The sequence below is a fragment of the Bradyrhizobium sp. AT1 genome, from assembly GCF_001590795.1.
Classification (GTDB): Bacteria; Pseudomonadota; Alphaproteobacteria; order Rhizobiales; family Xanthobacteraceae; genus Bradyrhizobium.
Genome location: NZ_JXDL01000001.1, coordinates 7,282,955 through 7,300,867, shown reverse-complemented (window position 1 = coordinate 7,300,867; position 17,913 = coordinate 7,282,955). Strand labels below are relative to the sequence as shown.

The window sequence follows — 17,913 nt, the reverse complement described above, 5'->3', positions numbered from 1 at the left end:
CCCCCTAAGTAATAATTGGTCCCCATCTGGATCAGGCTGGTCGCGCCAAAGGCCTCCATCACGCTTGTCATCAGGCTGGAGCTTGCGATGGTACCGTCGGCGAATTGGAAGTACTCGATACCCGTGTCGATATCAGCGCCCTCAGGAGAACCATTGCGCAGGTCGACCAGGGTGAAGGTCTGCGTCGTGGCATTGTACGAAATCGTGTAATTGGCCCGGTTGCCGGAATACACCGCGATGTCCGTACCTGAACCACCATTGATGGTATCGTTCCCTCCACCGCCCGTGATCGTGTCGTTGCCGCCGCCGCCGTTCAACGTATTGGTGATGGCGTTGCCGACGATAGTGTCGTTGCCGGATCCGCCGATCGCGTTGTCGATGTAGGAGCGTGCGTCGCCGTTGTAGAGATAGGCGTTGTAGACATTGCCCGAGGCGTAATGGCCGTCGCCGAGATAGGCCAGCTGCGTCGAGGAGAACACCGACGAGGCACCGGGATTGAGGTTGATGCTCAAATTCGTCGTGTAGTTCGAGAGGTCGTAGGTATCGACGCCGCCGCCGTCCCAGACCGTCTCGTAGATGCGGTTGGCCGAGCCGCCGACGCCGCCGCCCGGCGCGAGCTGCCCGACGCCGTTGATGAACTCCTGCCCGGTGGTCGCATTCCAGGTGTAGACGGTGTTGCTGCTCTGGGTCGCGTAGTCCGCGCCGTACATGGTCTGCAGCGCGAGGATATCGTTGGCCATATAGGTCTGCGAATATCCGTACGCTTCGTTGGTGTAGCCGGACGTGGTCGAACCGCCGACATAGCTGCGATAGCTCATGACGGTGTATTCGCTGTCGTCGTGGGCGCTGGGCACCGCGACGTTGGCGGGCCCTCCGGCCTCCTGGCTGTGCTTGAGGCCGACGGCATGGCCGAGCTCGTGCAGCGCGGTGGTGAAGTAATAATTGCCGAGCTTGGCCAGCGAGAAATTGTACTGAGTGCCGAACCAGATGTCGCCGCCGGGCGCGTAATTGCCGGGATAGTAGGCGTAGGCGGTCGGACTGGCTGCCGGCGACTGCGCGATCATGATGTCGGCGCCGTTCGTGCCCGCGTACTGGATGTCGGCGTTGGTGTAGCTGAGGATCAGCCCAATCGCGTAATTGATCGCCGCCTGGATCGGCGTGGGCACCGGGGCAAAGCCCGACGTCGTCGGCTCGCCGTTGCCGCCGCTATAGGGATTGGCGTAGTCGCTCGTTGCGTCGGGAAAACTGTAAGTGATCGTGCCAGACCATTTGGCACCGGACAGCAGGCCGTCGATCTCGGCGTTGTTGGTGGCACTGACATTAACGGCGGTAGCCAATGGACTCTCCAGAGCAACGCATCGTGTGCGATTCGGGACGAAAGCGCATGATTCTAGCTTGAGAGTTAAACGTTTGGTTTAAATTGGGCGGCGGCGTTCTCGCCCCTTCCATAAGACCGTGTTAGCCAACAAATCCCGTAATCATACGGGCGCGCAAACAGCGGCCTGCGCCCGAAGCACCCGTAATTTGCAGGGGTTTCATGCTACGACGTTCACTCCCGGCCGGCCTGTTTGGCGCCCTGATCGCGCTCGCCGGACTGGCCCATCAACCTGTCGGAGGACTGCCTGCCATGGTGCAGAAGGCCAAGGCGGACGACAGCGGCAAGGCGGGGCACGCGCCCGCCATGCCGATGGCCCGCGATCCCGCCGTCGCCGTGGCAGAGGAATACGAGGCCGCCCGTCGCAAGGGAACGCAGGAGGCCTTTGAGCTCTTCATCGCGCGCCATGGCGATGATCCCTTGGCAGAACAGGCCCGCGCGGAGTTGAAACGCCTGTGGCGCTGACCCCTCAGGCATGGCATTTCGGCAGGCGGCATCGGCGCCCGGGGCGGGTTGTCGCGTGATCTTTCGGCTCTATGGTAGGCTGGTAATCTCGTCCCGGAGCCATTCAAAATGCCTTTTCCGCATGCCTCGGAAGCCCTGTCGCGCTTCACCGTGCTCGATCTGACCCGCGTCCGCTCCGGGCCGACCTGCGTGCGGCAACTGGCGGACTGGGGGGGCGAATGTCGTCAAGATCGACGCGCTGACCGAGGATGCCGGCGGCGAGCAGCCGGGCGGGCCCCGGCGCGGTTCCGACTTCCAGAATTTGCACCGCAACAAGCGGGCCATGACGCTGAACCTGAAGGACGAGCGCGGGCTAGCCGTGTTCAAGCGCCTCGCCGTCAAGGCCGACGTGGTGGTCGAGAATTTCCGGCCCGACGTGAAGAAGAAGCTCGGCATCGATTACGAGAGTCTCGCCGCAATCAACCCACGCATCGTCTATGGCAGCATCTCCGGCTTCGGCCAGGACGGCCCCTATCACAAGCGGCCCGGCTTCGATCAGATCGCGCAAGGCATGGGCGGGCTGATGTCGATCACGGGGGCGCCGGGCGAAGGCCCGATGCGGGTCGGCGTTCCCGTCGCGGACCTGACGGCGGGCCTGTTCTGCGCCATGGGCATCCTCACCGCGCTGCTCGAGCGCGAGGTCTCGGGCAAGGGCCAGTGGGTGCAGACCTCGCTGCTCCAGGCCCAGATCTTCATGCTCGACTTCCAGGCGGCGCGCTGGCTGATGGAAAAGGAGGTCGCCAAGCAGGCCGGCAACAACCACCCGACCAGCATTCCAACCGGCGTGTTCAAGACCTCCGACGGCTACATCAACATCGCCACGACGGGGGGACGGATCTGGGAGCGCTGCGCGCAGGCGATCGGCGCACCGGAGCTCTACAGCCATCCCGACTACGCGACCGCCCCTGCCCGCTCCAAGAACCGCGACGCGCTCAACGCCGAGATCGAGAAGCGCACCATGACTAAGTCGACCGAGACCTGGGTGCGCGAGCTTAACGAGGCCGGCGTGCCCTGCGGGCCGATCTATGCCATCGACGAGATGTTCGAGGATGCGCAGGTCAAGCATCTCGGCATCGCCCAGGACGTGCCGAACGACGAGGGCCGCCAGATCCGCCTGGTTAGCCAGCCTGTGACACTCTCGCGGACGCCGAGCAGGATAGTGGCGCGGCCGCCGGAATTCGGCGAACAGACCGAAGAGGTGCTGAAGGAATTCGGCTTCGACGCGGACGAGATTTCAAACCTGAGAAGAGTCCGAGCAATCTAAAGATGCACTACAGGCCCAAGCGTATCTTAACGCGACACGCCGCCTACTTGAGGATGGCTGGTGCTCTCGGCTGTGCAAACGCTGCAGTTTCGGGCGGAGCATGGAAGCTAACTCAGTTGGCCCCGGCGAAAACTCGCTCCGATTGATCTGATGCAATACGGTTCAATTTCCGGCCAGAAACGGGAAGGGGTCGCCTCTCTTCTGATACTCCGCGGCAAGTCGCCATCCTGCAATGTCGTTGGCTGCACCGCACGCCTCGCAACGCAGCTGCTTCTCGCCCATTAGCCTTTGTCCCCGCACCAAGGTGGCGCTTGTCGGCGGCTCAAGACAGCTGGGACACACAAGGGGCAGACGCTTAGCTTTCCAATAGTCTATCAGGCTGAACAGACCTCCGAAAACCCAAAAGCGAAAACGATCTACTCTCATTGTAAGCTCTGTTTGCGTGAATCTGTTGGCTAAACTGGCTCGGATAACCGAAGCATTTGGTGTAGTATTGTAAACTGGTGATGGCCTCATGCGAAAGCCTCCCCACGCAAACGCATCCTGTCCCTCTTTTTGTTTTACGGAACCGGGCGGCGCGAGACCGAGAAATCTGCCCTTGAGCCAACGCCAGCGAACAAGCAAGCCAATAGGTAATCCTTTGGCTGCTATTCGCGGCGGAGTAGTAGCTAGTCAGGTCTGCGTACTGGCGGTCGGCTAGGCGGCGGCACGTTCAGATCTCGGGCCCACGGAGCACCAGCTGCACTTTTGGATTTGGAAGAGATGTCGTCAGAGCTCACGCAAGAAGAAGTAACTAGGCTTGCCGCGACTGCAGCGGCGCCCCAAACTATCCTGATACCGTACGCCAAACGCCTCGATCGAGATGAAGCTTCCCGCATGCCGAGCACCCAGCTGAGTCGAATGTAAATAACATTAAGGTGCAGAAGCCGTCGAGCCCGCAATTATTCTCCGAAAGTCATTATAGGACGCAGCAAGCCGGGGACTGCGAAGGGACAATTGGTCGGAAGGCCGGTCCCGTACAGTATTCGGTGGCCGCGATGGGTGGAAAGAGTGATCTGTTTTGGGCCAAGTCGCAGCAACCTAAGACTGCAACGATGAGATCAAGCTAAACCATGTGGTTGTTGCCTCCGCCAAACATCCGGGCGCCTTATAGATGATCAGATGATTTTGAGCACACATGCAGTTGTCGGCGGCGCGGTCGCCAGCCTACTTCCATCTCAGCCGGCAGCCGCGGCAATCGCTGGGTTCGCGAGCCATTTTGCCATCGATGCAATTCCGCACTGGGACTATCCACTTCGCTCAATAACTCTAGGCAAAGGTGCTAACAATCGCCGCCTGCCCTTCAGCAGCGCGACCCTGATGGATTTTGCAATTATCGGAATTGATGCGTGCGCTGGACTCGGCCTGGCGCTTTGGATGTTTGCAACGGAAGGATCGATTTGGACGATTGCGATTGGCGCCTTCGCCGCAATGTTGCCAGACGCGCTGCAGTTCGTCCACACCCTTTACCCCCGTGGCCTACTTCATGCCCTCCAACGCTTTCATTGGTGGATACACTCAAAGCGCGTGTTGACGGGATTATTTGGTGTAGGTTCGCAACTCGCATTTGCCGGAATGATTGCGGCACTTGCGAGAAGTTTCCATTGATTTCGGCCAGCAGTCAGCCGCACTTTTCGGTTGGTCATTTAATAAGGAATGGAGTCTCTCCAGGTCCAAAACGGACAACCTCCTATTTCATCTACTTTTCGTTTCGGGCGAAGCCAGACCCGTAAGTTCGAGCCCTGCAAAACTGCAAACTCATCGGCAAGGAGACTGTTTTGCAGACAACGATGCTCGTTGGAAGCATCAGATAGGTTGCTGAACGGGGACCATCTACGACCACCTCAGTCCGCCGACCCCCTTGGGGCAACTCTTGGGGAATAGCCGAGCCGGCGGACTTTCGGGCGGAACTGGGAGTTGCGCCGTCCAATGCTATAAAACCAAGCCCGCGTGTCAAACGGCAATATGCTAATGAAGAAGCGGCGCACCGATCGTGTGCCTCGCACTCTTTCACCAAGCAAAGCCTTTTCCTAGGCCTAGCGGAGCCTGGTACCCAATGAACTATGGAATTCCGCGAAAAGTCGATGTGAGGCCGGAAGAACGAGATCGAAGCGTCGGGAACAGCGGCGGACATTGACCGCTTTAGTGACCACTAATATCCTAAACTACGCCCTTTCGAGTTAGGGCGAAGGTACCATGGCCGATCAAAATACCTTTCACATAATCTGCCCGGTATGCCAGGCCGTATATGTGCGTTCCATAAGAGCCTCCCTAAGGCCCGAGATGGGGCAGTTCTCATGTCACACTTGTGGCAAGCTCATCGCGCAATGGCATACGTCGTATGTGCCCATCTACACAATTTGCGACCAAGTGATCTTATCGCGGCCTGTCGAGCCCCCTCGTAACACAAAGTTGGCTTTTGCGGTGGCTATAGCGAACGAGAACAGAACCACCGATCTTTTCTCTGCCCCGCGCACCATAAGCGGAATGCCGATCTTCTTGACGACGTAGCCAACCCCGCCAAAGCCGAGAGCATAGGGACATATGGACCATCGCGTTCTGGATCGCGTAGGCGCCGGTAGCGCAAAACACCACGATCATCGGCGCCACCACCGTCGCGATGCTCTGGCAAAGGGGCGAGCCGGAAACGACAAAGCCCGGCGCGAGCCGGGCTTTGCTTCCTAGTTTGACGCTCTGTTGAGCTCAATACCTGGCGACCACCGGGCCGCCGAACTGGTAGTTGATGCCTGCGCGCAGGATGTGATCGGTGAAGCGCGACGATCCGGTGGCCGCGATCGCGGCAGCAGGCGCGAGCGTGAACGGACCGGACGAGAAGCGGCCGAGATCCATGTAGAGATATTCGAGCTTGGCGCTCCAGTTCTGGGTGATCTTGCCTTCGACGCCGGCGCCGACGGTCCAGCCAGCACGCGTCGTCGAGGTCGAGCCGATCGAGGCAATTGCAACGCCCGCCGGGGTGAAGCCAAACAGGGTGCCGGTGGTCTTGATCTCGCCGAAGGCCAGACCGCCGGTGCCGTAGAACAGCACCTTCGGGGTCGCGAGGATGCCGATTCGGCCGCGGACCGTGCCGAACCACTGAAGATGTTGGTCGATCGTCAGCGACGTTCCGGCAGCGGAACCCGGGGGAAGGAAGGTCAGGCCCGGCAGACAGGCGCCGCCTGCGAGGCTGGAGGGGGCGCAGTTGAAGCCGGCGCTTCCTCTTTCACCGGACCACTGCAGGTCGCCCTCGATGCCGTACACCCAGTTGGCGTTCTGCCAGTTGTAGCCGGCCTGGCCACCCGCGACTCCGCCGTTCATGTCGAACGAGGCGCTGGTAACAGAACCGGCCGGCGGCACGATCACCGCACCGGTCGCCGAGTTGTTATAGGTCACATCAGTCCGCGAGCGACCCCAGCTATAGCCGCCGTTGACGCCGACGTACCAGCCGGTCCAGCTCCAGACCGGGTCCATCACCGGGGCCTTCACGTAAGGCCGGGCCGCGAGATCGGCAGCCATTGCACCCGTCGCGAACAGCGACATTGCCGCCGCCATACCAATCACGATCCGCTTCATGGAGATCTCCCCCTCGCACGATGTTGTGATTGGAAATATACACTGCCTCGCGCCCAAGGGTTGTGCCGCGATTGCAACATTCAGCAACAATTGGAGCTGCCTCACGCGACGTATCAGGACACCAGCGACAACCCTATCCCTTTGACCTAAAAGGACTATGCACCCCTGCGTTGAACCGCCCCGCCGCGCTGCGTCAGTCCGACGCGGGCGAGCATGCTGTCGATCACCGGCCAGAACAACAGGACAATCGCCAGCGTCGTGATGAAGCCGACCAGGCCGTTCGACCAGAACACCCCGAGGTTCCCGCCGGAGCCGATCATCGACAGACGGAAGGCATCCTCGGCGCGGTTGCCGAGCACGAGCGCGAGGGTGAACGGCGCCAAGGGAATGCCGATCTTCTTGAAGACGTAGCCGACCACGCCGAAGCCGAGCATCAGCCAGATGTCGAACATCGCGTTCTGGATCGCATAGGCGCCGATCGCGCAGGACACCACGATCATCGGCGCCACTGCAGCGAACGGCACGCGCAGGATCGAGGCGAAGATCGGCACCGTCGTCAGCACCAGCACGAGGCCGACGACGTTGCCGAGATACATCGAGGCGATCAGGCCCCAGACGAAATCCTTGTGCTCGACGAACAGTAGCGGCCCTGGGTTGAGCCCCCACACCATCAGCCCGCCGAGCAGGATCGCCGCGGTGCCGGAGCCTGGAATGCCGAGCGCCAGCATCGGCAACAGCGCCGCGGTGCCGGAGGCATGCGCCGCCGTCTCCGGCGCGAACACGCCTTCGATGCGGCCCTTGCCGAAGCTCTCGGGATCCTTGGCGAAGCGCTTGGCGAGGTTGTAGCCCATGAAGGAGGCCGCGATGGCGCCGCCCGGAGTAATGCCGAGCCAGCAGCCGATGAAGGAGGAGCGCAGCAGCGTCACCCAATATTTCGGCAGGTCCTTCCAGACGCCGAGCACGACGCGCAACGAAATGCTCGCCGCATGTCCGCGTAGCGCCAGCCGCTCCTCCATCGTCAACAGGATCTCGCTGATGCCGAACAGGCCGATGACGGCAACCAGGAAGTTGATGCCGCGGAGCAGTTCCGGCGAGCCGAAGGTCATGCGCAGATTGCCCGACACCGTGTCCATGCCGATGCCGGCGAGCAGCAGCCCCAGCGACATCGAGATGACCGTCTTGTGCTTGGCCTCGCGCCCCAATCCGACGAAGGAGCAGAAGGTGAGCAGATAGACGGCGAAGAACTCGGGCGGGCCGAACTTCAGCGCAAAGGACGAGATCATCGGTGCAAGGAAGGTGATCAGGAGCACCGCGACCAGCGAGCCGATGAAGGAGGAGGTGAACGCCGCGGTCAGCGCCTCCGCCGCCCTGCCCTGCTGCGCCATTGGATAGCCGTCGAAGGTGGTCGCGACCGACCAGGCTTCGCCCGGGATGTTGAACAGGATCGAGGTGATCGCACCGCCGAACAGCGCGCCCCAATAGATGCAGGACAGCATCACGATCGCCGAGGTCGGATCCATTGTGAAGGTGAGCGGCAGCAGGATGGCAACGCCGTTGGGGCCGCCGAGCCCGGGCAGCACGCCGACAAAAATGCCGAGCACCAACCCGACCATCATCAGGACGAGCGTCTTTCCCGTCAGCAGGACGGCAAAGCCGTGAAGCAGGAGACCGAAAGCTTCCATCGCGAAACCGCCTAGCGGCCGAAGGCCGCTTCGAGCGGCCCTTTCGGCATGATGACGTCAAAGGCGATGTCGAAGGTGACGAACATGATCGCCGTGAACAGGAAGGCGGTGAGCAGCGACTTCCACAGCGCGATCTTGCCGACGAAGCGCATGAAGCCGGAGATCAGCAGGAAGCTCGCGACATAGAGGCCGAGGAACTGTGTCACGAGACAGAACAGCAGCGTCGGCACGAACACCGCCAGCACGCGGCGGGCCTGTGCGCGCGTGACGAAGGTGTCAGACACCGTGCGACGTGCCAGCAGCGCCACGACCAGCCCGTAGAGGCTGCCGCCGCCGAGGATCACCGAGAGATAGAACGGGAAATATCCGGGTTCGGGCCCGGTCGAATCCCAGGACGCGCCGGTGCGCCAATTGTCGGTGCCGAGCGTGACCGCCAGCGCGAGCAGCAGCAAACAGACGACGATCTCGACCGTGCCGGAGGAGGCGACGGAGGGCGAGTTGTCTTCAGGCGCGGTCGGATCGTCGACGACGATTTCAAGATCTGTTTGGGACATGAGCTCTGATGCACGTCTGGAAATTACTCACCTTTCCCCGTGCTTACGGGGAGAGGTCGGCGCGAAGCGCCGGGTCGGGGGTTCTCTCCACGAGTCCAGACTCGTGGAGAGAACCCCTCACCCCTGCCCTCTCCCAGCAAGAACGGGGAGAGGGAGAAGAGGGAGACGGCTACTTCGCGACGAACCCGGCTTCCGTCATCAGCGACTTGTTCTGCGCATCATCCTCCTCGAGGAACTGCACCATGTCCTTGCCGGTGAGGAAGATCGGCTTCAGCGCTTGCTTCTCCATGTAGTCCTTGTATTCCGCCGTCTGCGTCACCTTGTGGAACAGATCGACATAGAACGCCTGCTGCTCCGGCGTGACCTTGCCGGGCAGGAACATCGCGCGCAGCATCAGATATTGCACGTCGACGCCCTCTTCCTTGCAGGTCGGGATGTCTGCCCAGGACTGGGTCTCCGTCACCTTGCTGGTGTAGGAGATGCGCTCCTTGTCGAACACGCAGAGCGGCCGCACCTGGCCCGCGCGCCAGACTTCAAGATTTTCGCTGGGGTTATTGACGTTGGCCTCGGTATGGTTGCCGACCAGCTGGGTCGCGGCCTCACCGCCGGACTTGTAGGGCAGATAGGAGAATTTCGCACCGGTCTTCTGCTCCAGGAAGACGGTCAGCACGTGATCCTCGCGCTTGGAGCCGGTGCCGCCCATCTTGAAAGGCGCGCTCGCGGCCTTCGCGGCCGCGACGAACTCCTTCACCGTCTTGGGGCCCGCGCTGTTGTCCCAGAGCACGAACTGGTCGAGCGCGACCACCGAAACCGGGGTCAGCTCACGCCAGTTGAACGGGATCTTCGCCGACAACGGCAGCATGTAGATCAGCGAGTAGGCGATCAGCACCTTGTTCGGATCGCCCTCGCTGGACTTCATGTACATCAGCGCTTCCGCACCCGAGGCGCCGCCCTTGAGCGAGACGACGATCGGCTGCTTCATCAGATTGTTCTTCTGGATCGCGGCCTGCATCATCCGCGCCATCTGGTCGGAGGCGCCGCCCGCGCCCGCGGCGACCACGATCTCGACCGGCTTTGCCGGCTCCCAGCCGGCAAATGCCGGCGTGCCGCAAAGCGCGACTGTCAGCGCGATCGCGGCCTTCATTCCATGTCCCACGGGCGTCTTCCCTATGTTCTTGTTTGAATTGGAAATTCAGAGCTGAATTCTGCGCCATTGTGCGGGCGAATCCAGCCGAGTTCAAGCCATCCGACGTCATCCCCGTTATGACTTTGGAATGAGATCCGATATGGGACAATGCTCGCGCAACTGAGCTACAAGCGATCCGCTAGTGCTCACCGGCTCAAGAAGAGTAATCAATGGCCCTGATCCGGTCCATCAGAGGAAGAGGCGCTTCGATTAAGCGAAATTTCCGAAAATGCAAAAGAGCAAAGAGTGACGAGTGATGCCGCGCCTGATTTACATCAACGAAAAATTTGGTCACGATGCGACGATCATATTGGACAGCGGAGACGCCTGCTGGATCTCCGTGGGCAAGAAGGGGGTCTTAGTCCGTTCGCACAAGCACAGCTTCTGGGGCGGACTACTGGGAAGCGTCCTTGGTCCGAAGCTCTACCAGGAGCGGAATATCTATCAAGCACTCAGCGTCGCGCAGGCTCTCGCGGCCACATTCCGTCCGGTTCCACAAATTAAGTGCAAGGACATGATGCTGAAGGCATTCTGTACAGCAGCCTGGCAGTGCTCGTCGCCGGAACGTGTGAAGATCGTGTTAAACGATCCGGGGTTGCTCGCCGCGTAAAACAGCTGCGCGTCACCAAGCCATTTTTTGCTACAACGCGGCGCTTGCAATTTTCTGATCTAACCATATTCGTGAAGTATGAATACGCGTGGAAAAGTACGTTTAGATCTCGACTACGGGCGGCGGAGAACGCGGTGGAAAGTCCAGTGGGGAGTTCCCGCCAGAGCCGCTGGCGGCGCTGCAAGAGCGGCCGCCCTATCAAGTGACGAGCGACGGGAGATTGCTCGGAAGGCGGCCAAGGCGCGTTGGGCGAGGAACTTGCCGCAGGCGACGCATCAAGGTGCCCTCCGTTTTGGAGACATCGAAATCGAGGTTGCCGTCCTCGACAACGGTCAGCGTGTAATTACTCAACATGGCTTCATGGCCGGCCTTGGTCGCATTCGGCCAGCCAAAAGACGTCAATATCACAGGAACGGCGCCAATCTCCCCGCCTTCTTGACAGCGCAAAATCTGAAGCCTTTTGCCCATGGAGACCTCTTGGTGCTAGCTAAACAGATCGAGTTCCGTACCCAACAGGGCGTTAAGATATTTGGGTACGCGCCGAGCTTTCTCCAAAAGGTCTGTGATGTCTTTGCGCGGGCTCAACACGCTAAAGTCTTAAAGGCTACTCAACTCAATATCGCTAATCGCGCCCAAATTATCGCCGAGCAGTTCGAGCGCTCATGCACGATGCGTCTCATAGACGAAGCGACGAGCTACCGAGAAATCTGCAAGACACAGACGCGGCGGAATTCTTATCGGCGCGAGGCATGAAGACAAGGCTCTGCCAAATATTGGTTTGCGGTATCGTTTAGGCAATGAGGAAAATCGACACGGAGCTCCACAGCGATCTCACCTCGTATCTTAGCTGGAGCATTGCGGTGCAGACTGTAGAGTCCTTGGTCGCGGTAGCGGAGGATATGAATCAGAACCTCTCGACGGACGGATGATCGCCGCAGCATACTGATCAAGTCCGTGCGGTCCTGCAGGAACGTAACGTGATAGAGATCCAGGATCTGGGTCGTTGAGCAGCTTCGCAATGGCAAAGCGCTGAAGGAGCTTCTCAAAGCGATTCCGGCCGGGAACGCTTAAGCACTATTATTGAGCACGACGGGTGAGGTCGATCGTCGCAGCAGATCAGACGGATGTGCACGTAGGGGCTCAGGCATGCCACTATCGAGACAAAGCGTCGCGAGACGGCTAGTGCTTGCCGGTAGAGCCTCGTTCGACTGTGGCCTTCATCGCGTCCGCCTCTGCCTCAATTGCTTTTGTTTCTGCGGGATCGAGTGGCGCTTCTTCGGCGGCCTTTTCGAGCCTGGTCATGCGACGATTCATTTCGACCAGTTTCCGGTAAATGAGGTCCAGATACAGCGTCTCGCTCTTCTTGGCCTCAAGCAGCTCCTTGGCCAAGAAATCAAACCGTTCGGTCGAGGGTTGCTGGATCCGATCGAAATAGCTCTGTTCAGTCCGCCAGATTTCAAGCCTTTGCAGCTGTAGAAGGGCCATGAAAACAAGATTGGCCCCAAGGAGCGTCACCAAAATTACGCGCCAGTTCTCCTTGAGCATTCGCGCTCCTCCATATGAAAAACAATCAATTATCGAGGACCTTCTGGCCACCAAAGCCTTTCGTTACCTGCAAAGCGGAACTGCTGCCATCGTCGAGCGGCTTTCCCTAGGTACTGCATGGCAACACTGTCCTCTTCTTTGCACCATAATGTGCATTTGGTTCCCCGTAAGTGTCTACAGCAAAAGGGATCTACCCTGAAGGCGGTGACTGGGTGTTGCGGATTGGGTACATCAACCTGCGGGCGAATGGGATACTCTTAGGACGACGCACGTGGGTGTGATTCCCATTTTGAAGTTTGATGGCACGAACCAACGATTTGGGAGGGGGGTATGGTGGAGCTTATTACAGTCAGCCGTGCCGCGAGGGCATACGGCTCGAATCCTGCAATCAGAAATTGGTGCTTGTCGTTGGTTTGGATCGCGCTCCTGGCGTTTGCCGCCTACGCGATCGCCAATCTCCCTTGGTAACGCGGGAGTTTGTCCTGGCTGAACGTCAACGGCTTCTGGCTCACGCCGAAGGCTTTTTCGTCGCGCTCAGCGTAGCCGCTAGCACCGCTGCCAATAAAGCCCAGCCGACGATATCGATCGTAGTCATGGCTTGCGTCCCTCACGTCCGTAGTAGAGTGAGTCCTCCGGGACCGAGATAGGTTCAAAATCATCGTATCATCGCTGACGCGTTTGGGCGGTGCTACCCGAACTGGGCTTTTTGGCTTTTGCTGATTGTCAACTCAAGCGAGGCGGGCTGTTGCCCCTGCTGATTGGGTTCGCGCCCATAGTGTTCGCTAACAAGCTAGCCTTGCCGGCGGCTGAGATTTGGTGTTGAGGTATTCCGTTCAGGGAATAGCCATTAATCACGTCCTCCCACATCGCCAGATGATCTAGCCCACGAAGGGAGACTCCGAACTCGTGGCGAGCGAGTTGCGCAGCCGGCGCATCGCTTCAACCTTGACCTTCTCACAGTCCGTGATCAGGCCGACTTGTGCGCGGCGATGATCCTCGAAGAGAAGGAATTCGGCTCCTTTCCGTTGCAGGCAGGAGGCTTGAAAGTAGCTCTTTAAGAAGGTGGTCCAGGTAGGAAATGCAAAGAGCACAAGGCCCCGCTCCGAACCGGAGTGAACTTCCTTGTTGTGGTCGTCCAAATAGTTCTGGAGATCGGGCAGGTCCACCGAAGCGGCTCTCAATGTTGAAACGCCATGAACTAGGAGATCGCAGGAGTTATCGCGAGCCATGCATTCGCAAGCAATGCGCTGCAAGTCCAGGCAGTTATTTTCGATCATAGAGCGGTCGTACTTGCGCAGCGGCCTCTGGATGGATTGTTGCAGGGCAGGGTAATTCAGCTCGTCGATGCCGTAAGATGCCGTGCTTGCTGCCGTAAGGACTATGTATGAGCTTCCTACAGGACGCCCTGGTTGCCTTAATGTTGGTCGGTGCTGGTACGGCCGTCTTCGCCAAGGGCGTGCCGCAAGATCCAAAACCCAAATCGCATTGCCTCGTGAATGCCTCCGAACTGCCGGCGGGAACACCAGACGTCATCTGTCCAACTCGAAGCTCACCGGGAGGCTTTTGCGTCTGCCCAAGATTCAACAAGGACGGCGGGGCAGAAGGATACTTTGTTGGGACGGCGAAATAGCCAGCTCCCGTCAGACCTACACGTGCATCATCGATGCTCTCGCGCATCTCGCCTACATAAGCCTCTCTTCCCGCGTAAACATGTAGCTGGTCCGGTGCACCGATTCTCCGACAAGCGATGATGGCGCGGGAACGGACAAATATGTTGCCCGAGAGCCACGATGATCGAAAAATGCAAGCGAAACGGACAGGGGCCAGGCGCGCATGGATGCCCGTTCATTGCAGCGCGTTCCTGCGCCATGAGATCATGGCGTGGGCGCCGGGCCTCGGTACGCGCCCCGGTTGCATGTTTGCGATGATTTCTTTGCTGATTTGAGACGATCGGATGGCTGGACCGACAATGGCAGGAGGGCGGATCGGATACGGGCTGCGTTCTGTCGTGCGCCGCTCCCTGGCGACGCTCCTCGCCACCACGGCGCTCGGCGTCGTCGCCGCGCATGCCGTGGACGGCACCTGGACCGGCGGTTCCTCGGATTGGACCGATCCGACCAATTGGACATCGAACCCGAGCGTGCCCGATGGGACCGCGATCCTCAGCACCATCGGAAGCACGGCGGTCGACAACAATAACGGTGTCATCAGCATCGGCACGATCCAGTTCGGGGGTACCGCGCAGGCCTACACGTTCACGATCGGCAACCCGTTCATCGTCAACGCAACGGGCATCATCAACAGCGACACGGTCAATAACCAGAATTTCGTGGTCACCTCGGGCAACAACCTGGTGTTCCAGAACAGCAGCACCGCGAGCGGCGGCGCCGGGATCGTGATCATCACGAACGACGTCGGCGGCAACGTCAACTTCATCCAGGACAGCACGGCCGGATCGGCGCGCCTCGTCAACAGCGGCTTCGTCACGTTCGAGGATTCGGCCTCCGCCGGCAGCGCCCAGATCACCAACAATGCCACCGGCCAAATCGATTTCTTCACCAACGCCTCGGCCGGCACGGCGACGATCAACAACGGCGCCGGCGGCATGCTGAACTTCCACAACACCACCACCGCCGCGACCTCGTCCATCATCAACGACGGAACCGTGAACTTCGACGGCTCCGCCAACGCAGGCAGCGCCACCATCACCACCAATAACGGCGCAACGACGAATTTCAGCGGGTCGGCGACCGGCGGCAGCGCCACGTTCATCACGAATGCCGGCGGCACCGTCGACATCTCGGGCCTCACCAGCGGCGGGATGACGTCCGGCTCGATCGAAGGCGCCGGCAATTACGTTCTCGGCGCCAACACGCTCACCACCGGCAGCCTCAACACCTCGACCCAGGTCGACGGCGTGATTTCCGGCGCCGGCGGCGGGCTGACCAAGGTCGGCACCGGCACGCTGACGCTGACCGGCACCAACACCTATAGCGGCGCGACGACGATCTCGGCCGGGACGCTGGCGATCTCCGGCTTCGGCAGCATCGCGTCGTCCAGCGTCGTCACGGTGGATGCGACGTTCGATATTTCCGCGGCCGCCGTTCCGTTCAACGCCATCACAACGCTTGCCGGCAGCTCTTCCGGCGTCGTCAATTTGGGCGGCAACGGGCTGGTGTTGACCAATGCCTCGACCGAATTTGCGGGCGTGATCCAGGGCACCGGCGGACTCGAGGTTTTCAGCGGCACACAGACGCTCTCAGGTGTAAACACTTATTCGAACGCCACCCAGATCGATGCCGGCGGCACCTTGGCGCTGAAGGGGGCTGGCTCGATCGCGAGTTCGGCATTCGTCTCGTTCAGCGCGCCGAACGCCACGCTCGACATCTCGCAGACCACATCCGGCACGTCGGTTCGCGGTCTGGGCTCCCCCGGCGGCAGCGGCATCGTCGCGCTGGGCTCCAAGACGCTGACGATCACGTCCGGCAGCACCTTCGGCGGCGTGATCCAGGACGGCGGCATCGGCGGCGGCACGGGCGGCAGCGTCGTCATCGCCGCCGGCGCCGTTCAGGCGCTCGGAGGCGTCAACACCTATACCGGAGCGACCACGATCCAGGCCCTCGGCGAGCTGGACCTCGTCAACTCCGGGGGCACCGACGGCAGCATCGCGACCTCGAGCGGCGCTGTGGTCAACGGCACGTTCGACATCGCGGGCCTCAACGCGGGCACCTCAATCAAGTCGTTGTCGGGGTCCGGCAATGTCCATCTCGGCGTCAATACGCTGACGATCACGGCCGGCAACGGCACCTTCGCCGGTGTCATCGACGAAAGCGGCGGCAGCGCCGGGCTCACGATTACCGGCGGCACGGAAACCCTTACGGGCGCGAGTACCTACAGTGGCTTTACCACCGTCGCCGGCGGCACGCTGGTGGTGGACGGCTCGCTCCTGAATAGCCCAGTCAGCGTGAATACGGGCGGCACGCTCGCCGGCATTGGCGCGGTCGCCGGCATCGGGGTAAACGGCGGAACCCTTGCCCCGGGCAATGCGGTAAACCCGTACGGCACGCTCAGCGTCGCCGGAAACGTCACCTTTACCGCGGCGTCGACCTATCTGGTCCAGGTCTCCTCGGCCAGTGCCAGTCTGACCCAGGCCAACGGCACGGGCGACCTCGGCGGCGCGACGGTGCGCGCGAATTTCGGGACCGGCACGCTGAAGAAGCAGTACGCGATCTTCTACGCGGCGGGCGGCCTCGTCGGCACTACCTTTAATCCGACCGTCGTCTCCAACATGCCAACGGTCAATGCGACGCTGAGCTACGACGCCCTGACTGCCTACCTCAACATCGGCCTCAATTTCACACCGGCGAGCGGCCTCAACGTCAACCAGCAGAACGTCGCCAACACGCTGACCAATTTCTTCAACAGCAGCGGCGGCATTCCAGCGGCCTTCGCCGCGCTGGGCCCGGCGGGGCTGACCACCGCTTCGGGCGAGCTCGGCACCGGGATCATCCAGTCCGCGATCAATGCCGACGGCCAGTTCCTGAACCTGATGCTCGACCCGACCGTCGTCGGGCGCAGCGGCGGCTTCGCCAAGGCGGGCAGTGTCGCACAATTTGCCGAGAGCGATGACGCTTCCGCCTTCGCGACCATGCGTCCGGCCGATGCGCGCGAGCGCGAGGCTTATGCGATGGCGAGAAAAGCGCCCTCGTTGTTGTCCGCGCAGCCAAGCAGCCGCTGGAGCGTCTGGGCCGCCGGCTATGGCGGCTCGGCCGAGGTCGGCGGCAATGCGCAGGTCGGCTCGCAGGACCTGACCGCGCGGGTCTGGGGCGGCGCAGCCGGTGCCGACTACCGCCTCTCGGTGGACACGCTGGTCGGCTTCGCGCTCGGCGGCGGCGGGCTGAACTACTCGCTCGCCAATGCGATGGGCTCGGGCTCGGCCGATTTATTCCAGGCCGGCGTCTATGGCCGGCACAATTTCGGGCCGGCCTACGTCTCGGCCGCGCTCGCCTATGGCTGGCACGACGTCACCACCAACCGCGCCGTGGCGCTTGCCGGGCTCGACCAGCTCCAGGGCCGCTTCAAGGCCGACACGTTCTCGGCTCGCTTCGAGGGCGGCTATCGCTTCGCGACGCCGCTGATCGGCATCACGCCCTATGCGGCGGCGCAGGTGACCAATTTCAACCTACCCAACTACTCCGAAGTCAGCCTCAACGGCGGCGGCCTGTTCGCGCTGAACTACGCCTCGCAATCGCTGACCGATACCCGTTCCGAGCTCGGCCTGCGCACCGACAAGTCCTACGCGATGCAGAACGGCGTGTTGACCTTGCGCGGCCGCGCCGCCTGGGCGCACGATTACAACCCGAACCGCGCCGTCACCGCGCTGTTCCAGACCCTGCCGGGCACCAGCTTCGTCGTGAACGGCGCCAGGGTCGATGCCGATTCCGCGCTCGTCAGCGGCAGCGCCGAGATGAAATGGCTGAGCGGCTTCTCGATCGCCACCACCTTCGACGGCGAGTTCTCCGGCAACGTCACCAGCTATTCCGGCAAGGGCGTGTTCAAATACAGCTGGTGAGTGGAGCAGGCG

At 61.0% G+C, this 17,913-nt stretch carries 12 protein-coding genes and 1 pseudogene; 6 read left to right on the top strand and 7 right to left on the bottom strand.

Annotated features, from left to right (window positions below; genetic code table 11):
• On the bottom strand, positions 1–1,337 hold a 1,337-nt coding region (locus SE92_RS33650; RefSeq protein WP_198172867.1), incomplete at its 3' end, for a M10 family metallopeptidase.
• 290 nt (positions 1,338–1,627) lie between these two features.
• On the opposite strand from SE92_RS33650, the gene SE92_RS33645 reads away from it, so the two are divergent.
• The 3 genes and pseudogenes from SE92_RS33645 to SE92_RS35420 all read left to right on the top strand — a co-directional run bounded on the left by SE92_RS33645 (position 1,628) and on the right by SE92_RS35420 (position 4,790).
• Positions 1,628–1,840: a hypothetical protein gene (locus tag SE92_RS33645; protein ID WP_349510046.1), complete on the top strand. Its 213-nt coding sequence runs from the start codon at positions 1,628–1,630 to the stop codon at positions 1,838–1,840.
• Between the two features lie 108 nt (positions 1,841–1,948).
• A pseudogene (locus tag SE92_RS33640) lies at positions 1,949–3,143 on the top strand (CaiB/BaiF CoA transferase family protein).
• 1,161 nt (positions 3,144–4,304) lie between these two features.
• Positions 4,305–4,790 carry a hypothetical protein gene (locus SE92_RS35420; protein WP_084251937.1) on the top strand — a complete coding sequence of 162 codons (486 nt, stop codon included), beginning with the start codon at positions 4,305–4,307 and terminating at the stop codon, positions 4,788–4,790.
• A gap of 1,095 nt (positions 4,791–5,885) precedes the next feature.
• Here SE92_RS35420 and SE92_RS33635 read toward each other — a convergent pair.
• The 4 genes from SE92_RS33635 to SE92_RS33620 all read right to left on the bottom strand — a co-directional run bounded on the left by SE92_RS33635 (position 5,886) and on the right by SE92_RS33620 (position 10,132).
• Entirely contained in the window at positions 5,886–6,752 is an 867-nt protein-coding gene (locus tag SE92_RS33635) for an outer membrane protein (protein WP_063203026.1), read from the bottom strand.
• 155 nt (positions 6,753–6,907) lie between these two features.
• Positions 6,908–8,434: a tripartite tricarboxylate transporter permease gene (locus SE92_RS33630; RefSeq protein ID WP_063203024.1), complete on the bottom strand. Its 1,527-nt coding sequence runs from the start codon at positions 8,432–8,434 to the stop codon at positions 6,908–6,910.
• 11 nt (positions 8,435–8,445) lie between these two features.
• Positions 8,446–8,988: a tripartite tricarboxylate transporter TctB family protein gene (locus SE92_RS33625; RefSeq protein ID WP_063203022.1), complete on the bottom strand. Its 543-nt coding sequence runs from the start codon at positions 8,986–8,988 to the stop codon at positions 8,446–8,448.
• A gap of 169 nt (positions 8,989–9,157) precedes the next feature.
• Positions 9,158–10,132: a Bug family tripartite tricarboxylate transporter substrate binding protein gene (locus SE92_RS33620; RefSeq protein WP_063203020.1), complete on the bottom strand. Its 975-nt coding sequence runs from the start codon at positions 10,130–10,132 to the stop codon at positions 9,158–9,160.
• A gap of 298 nt (positions 10,133–10,430) precedes the next feature.
• Here SE92_RS33620 and SE92_RS33615 point away from each other — a divergent pair, with 298 nt between their 5' ends.
• Both SE92_RS33615 and SE92_RS36400 read left to right on the top strand, forming a co-directional pair.
• On the top strand, positions 10,431–10,784 hold the full coding sequence (locus tag SE92_RS33615; protein WP_063203018.1) for a hypothetical protein: 354 nt from the start codon (positions 10,431–10,433) through the stop codon (positions 10,782–10,784).
• 258 nt (positions 10,785–11,042) lie between these two features.
• On the top strand, positions 11,043–11,537 hold the full coding sequence (locus tag SE92_RS36400; RefSeq protein WP_157095797.1) for a hypothetical protein: 495 nt from the start codon (positions 11,043–11,045) through the stop codon (positions 11,535–11,537).
• A gap of 426 nt (positions 11,538–11,963) precedes the next feature.
• On the opposite strand, the gene SE92_RS33600 is transcribed toward SE92_RS36400, so the two are convergent.
• Positions 11,964–12,329, bottom strand: coding sequence for a hypothetical protein (locus SE92_RS33600; RefSeq protein WP_063203012.1), 366 nt, complete (start codon positions 12,327–12,329; stop codon positions 11,964–11,966).
• A gap of 878 nt (positions 12,330–13,207) precedes the next feature.
• On the bottom strand, positions 13,208–13,606 hold the full coding sequence (locus SE92_RS33590; protein ID WP_063203008.1) for a hypothetical protein: 399 nt from the start codon (positions 13,604–13,606) through the stop codon (positions 13,208–13,210).
• 677 nt (positions 13,607–14,283) lie between these two features.
• Here SE92_RS33590 and SE92_RS33580 point away from each other — a divergent pair.
• Positions 14,284–17,901, top strand: coding sequence for an autotransporter outer membrane beta-barrel domain-containing protein (locus SE92_RS33580; protein WP_157095796.1), 3,618 nt, complete (start codon positions 14,284–14,286; stop codon positions 17,899–17,901).
• The last annotated feature ends 12 nt before the right edge of the window (positions 17,902–17,913 follow it).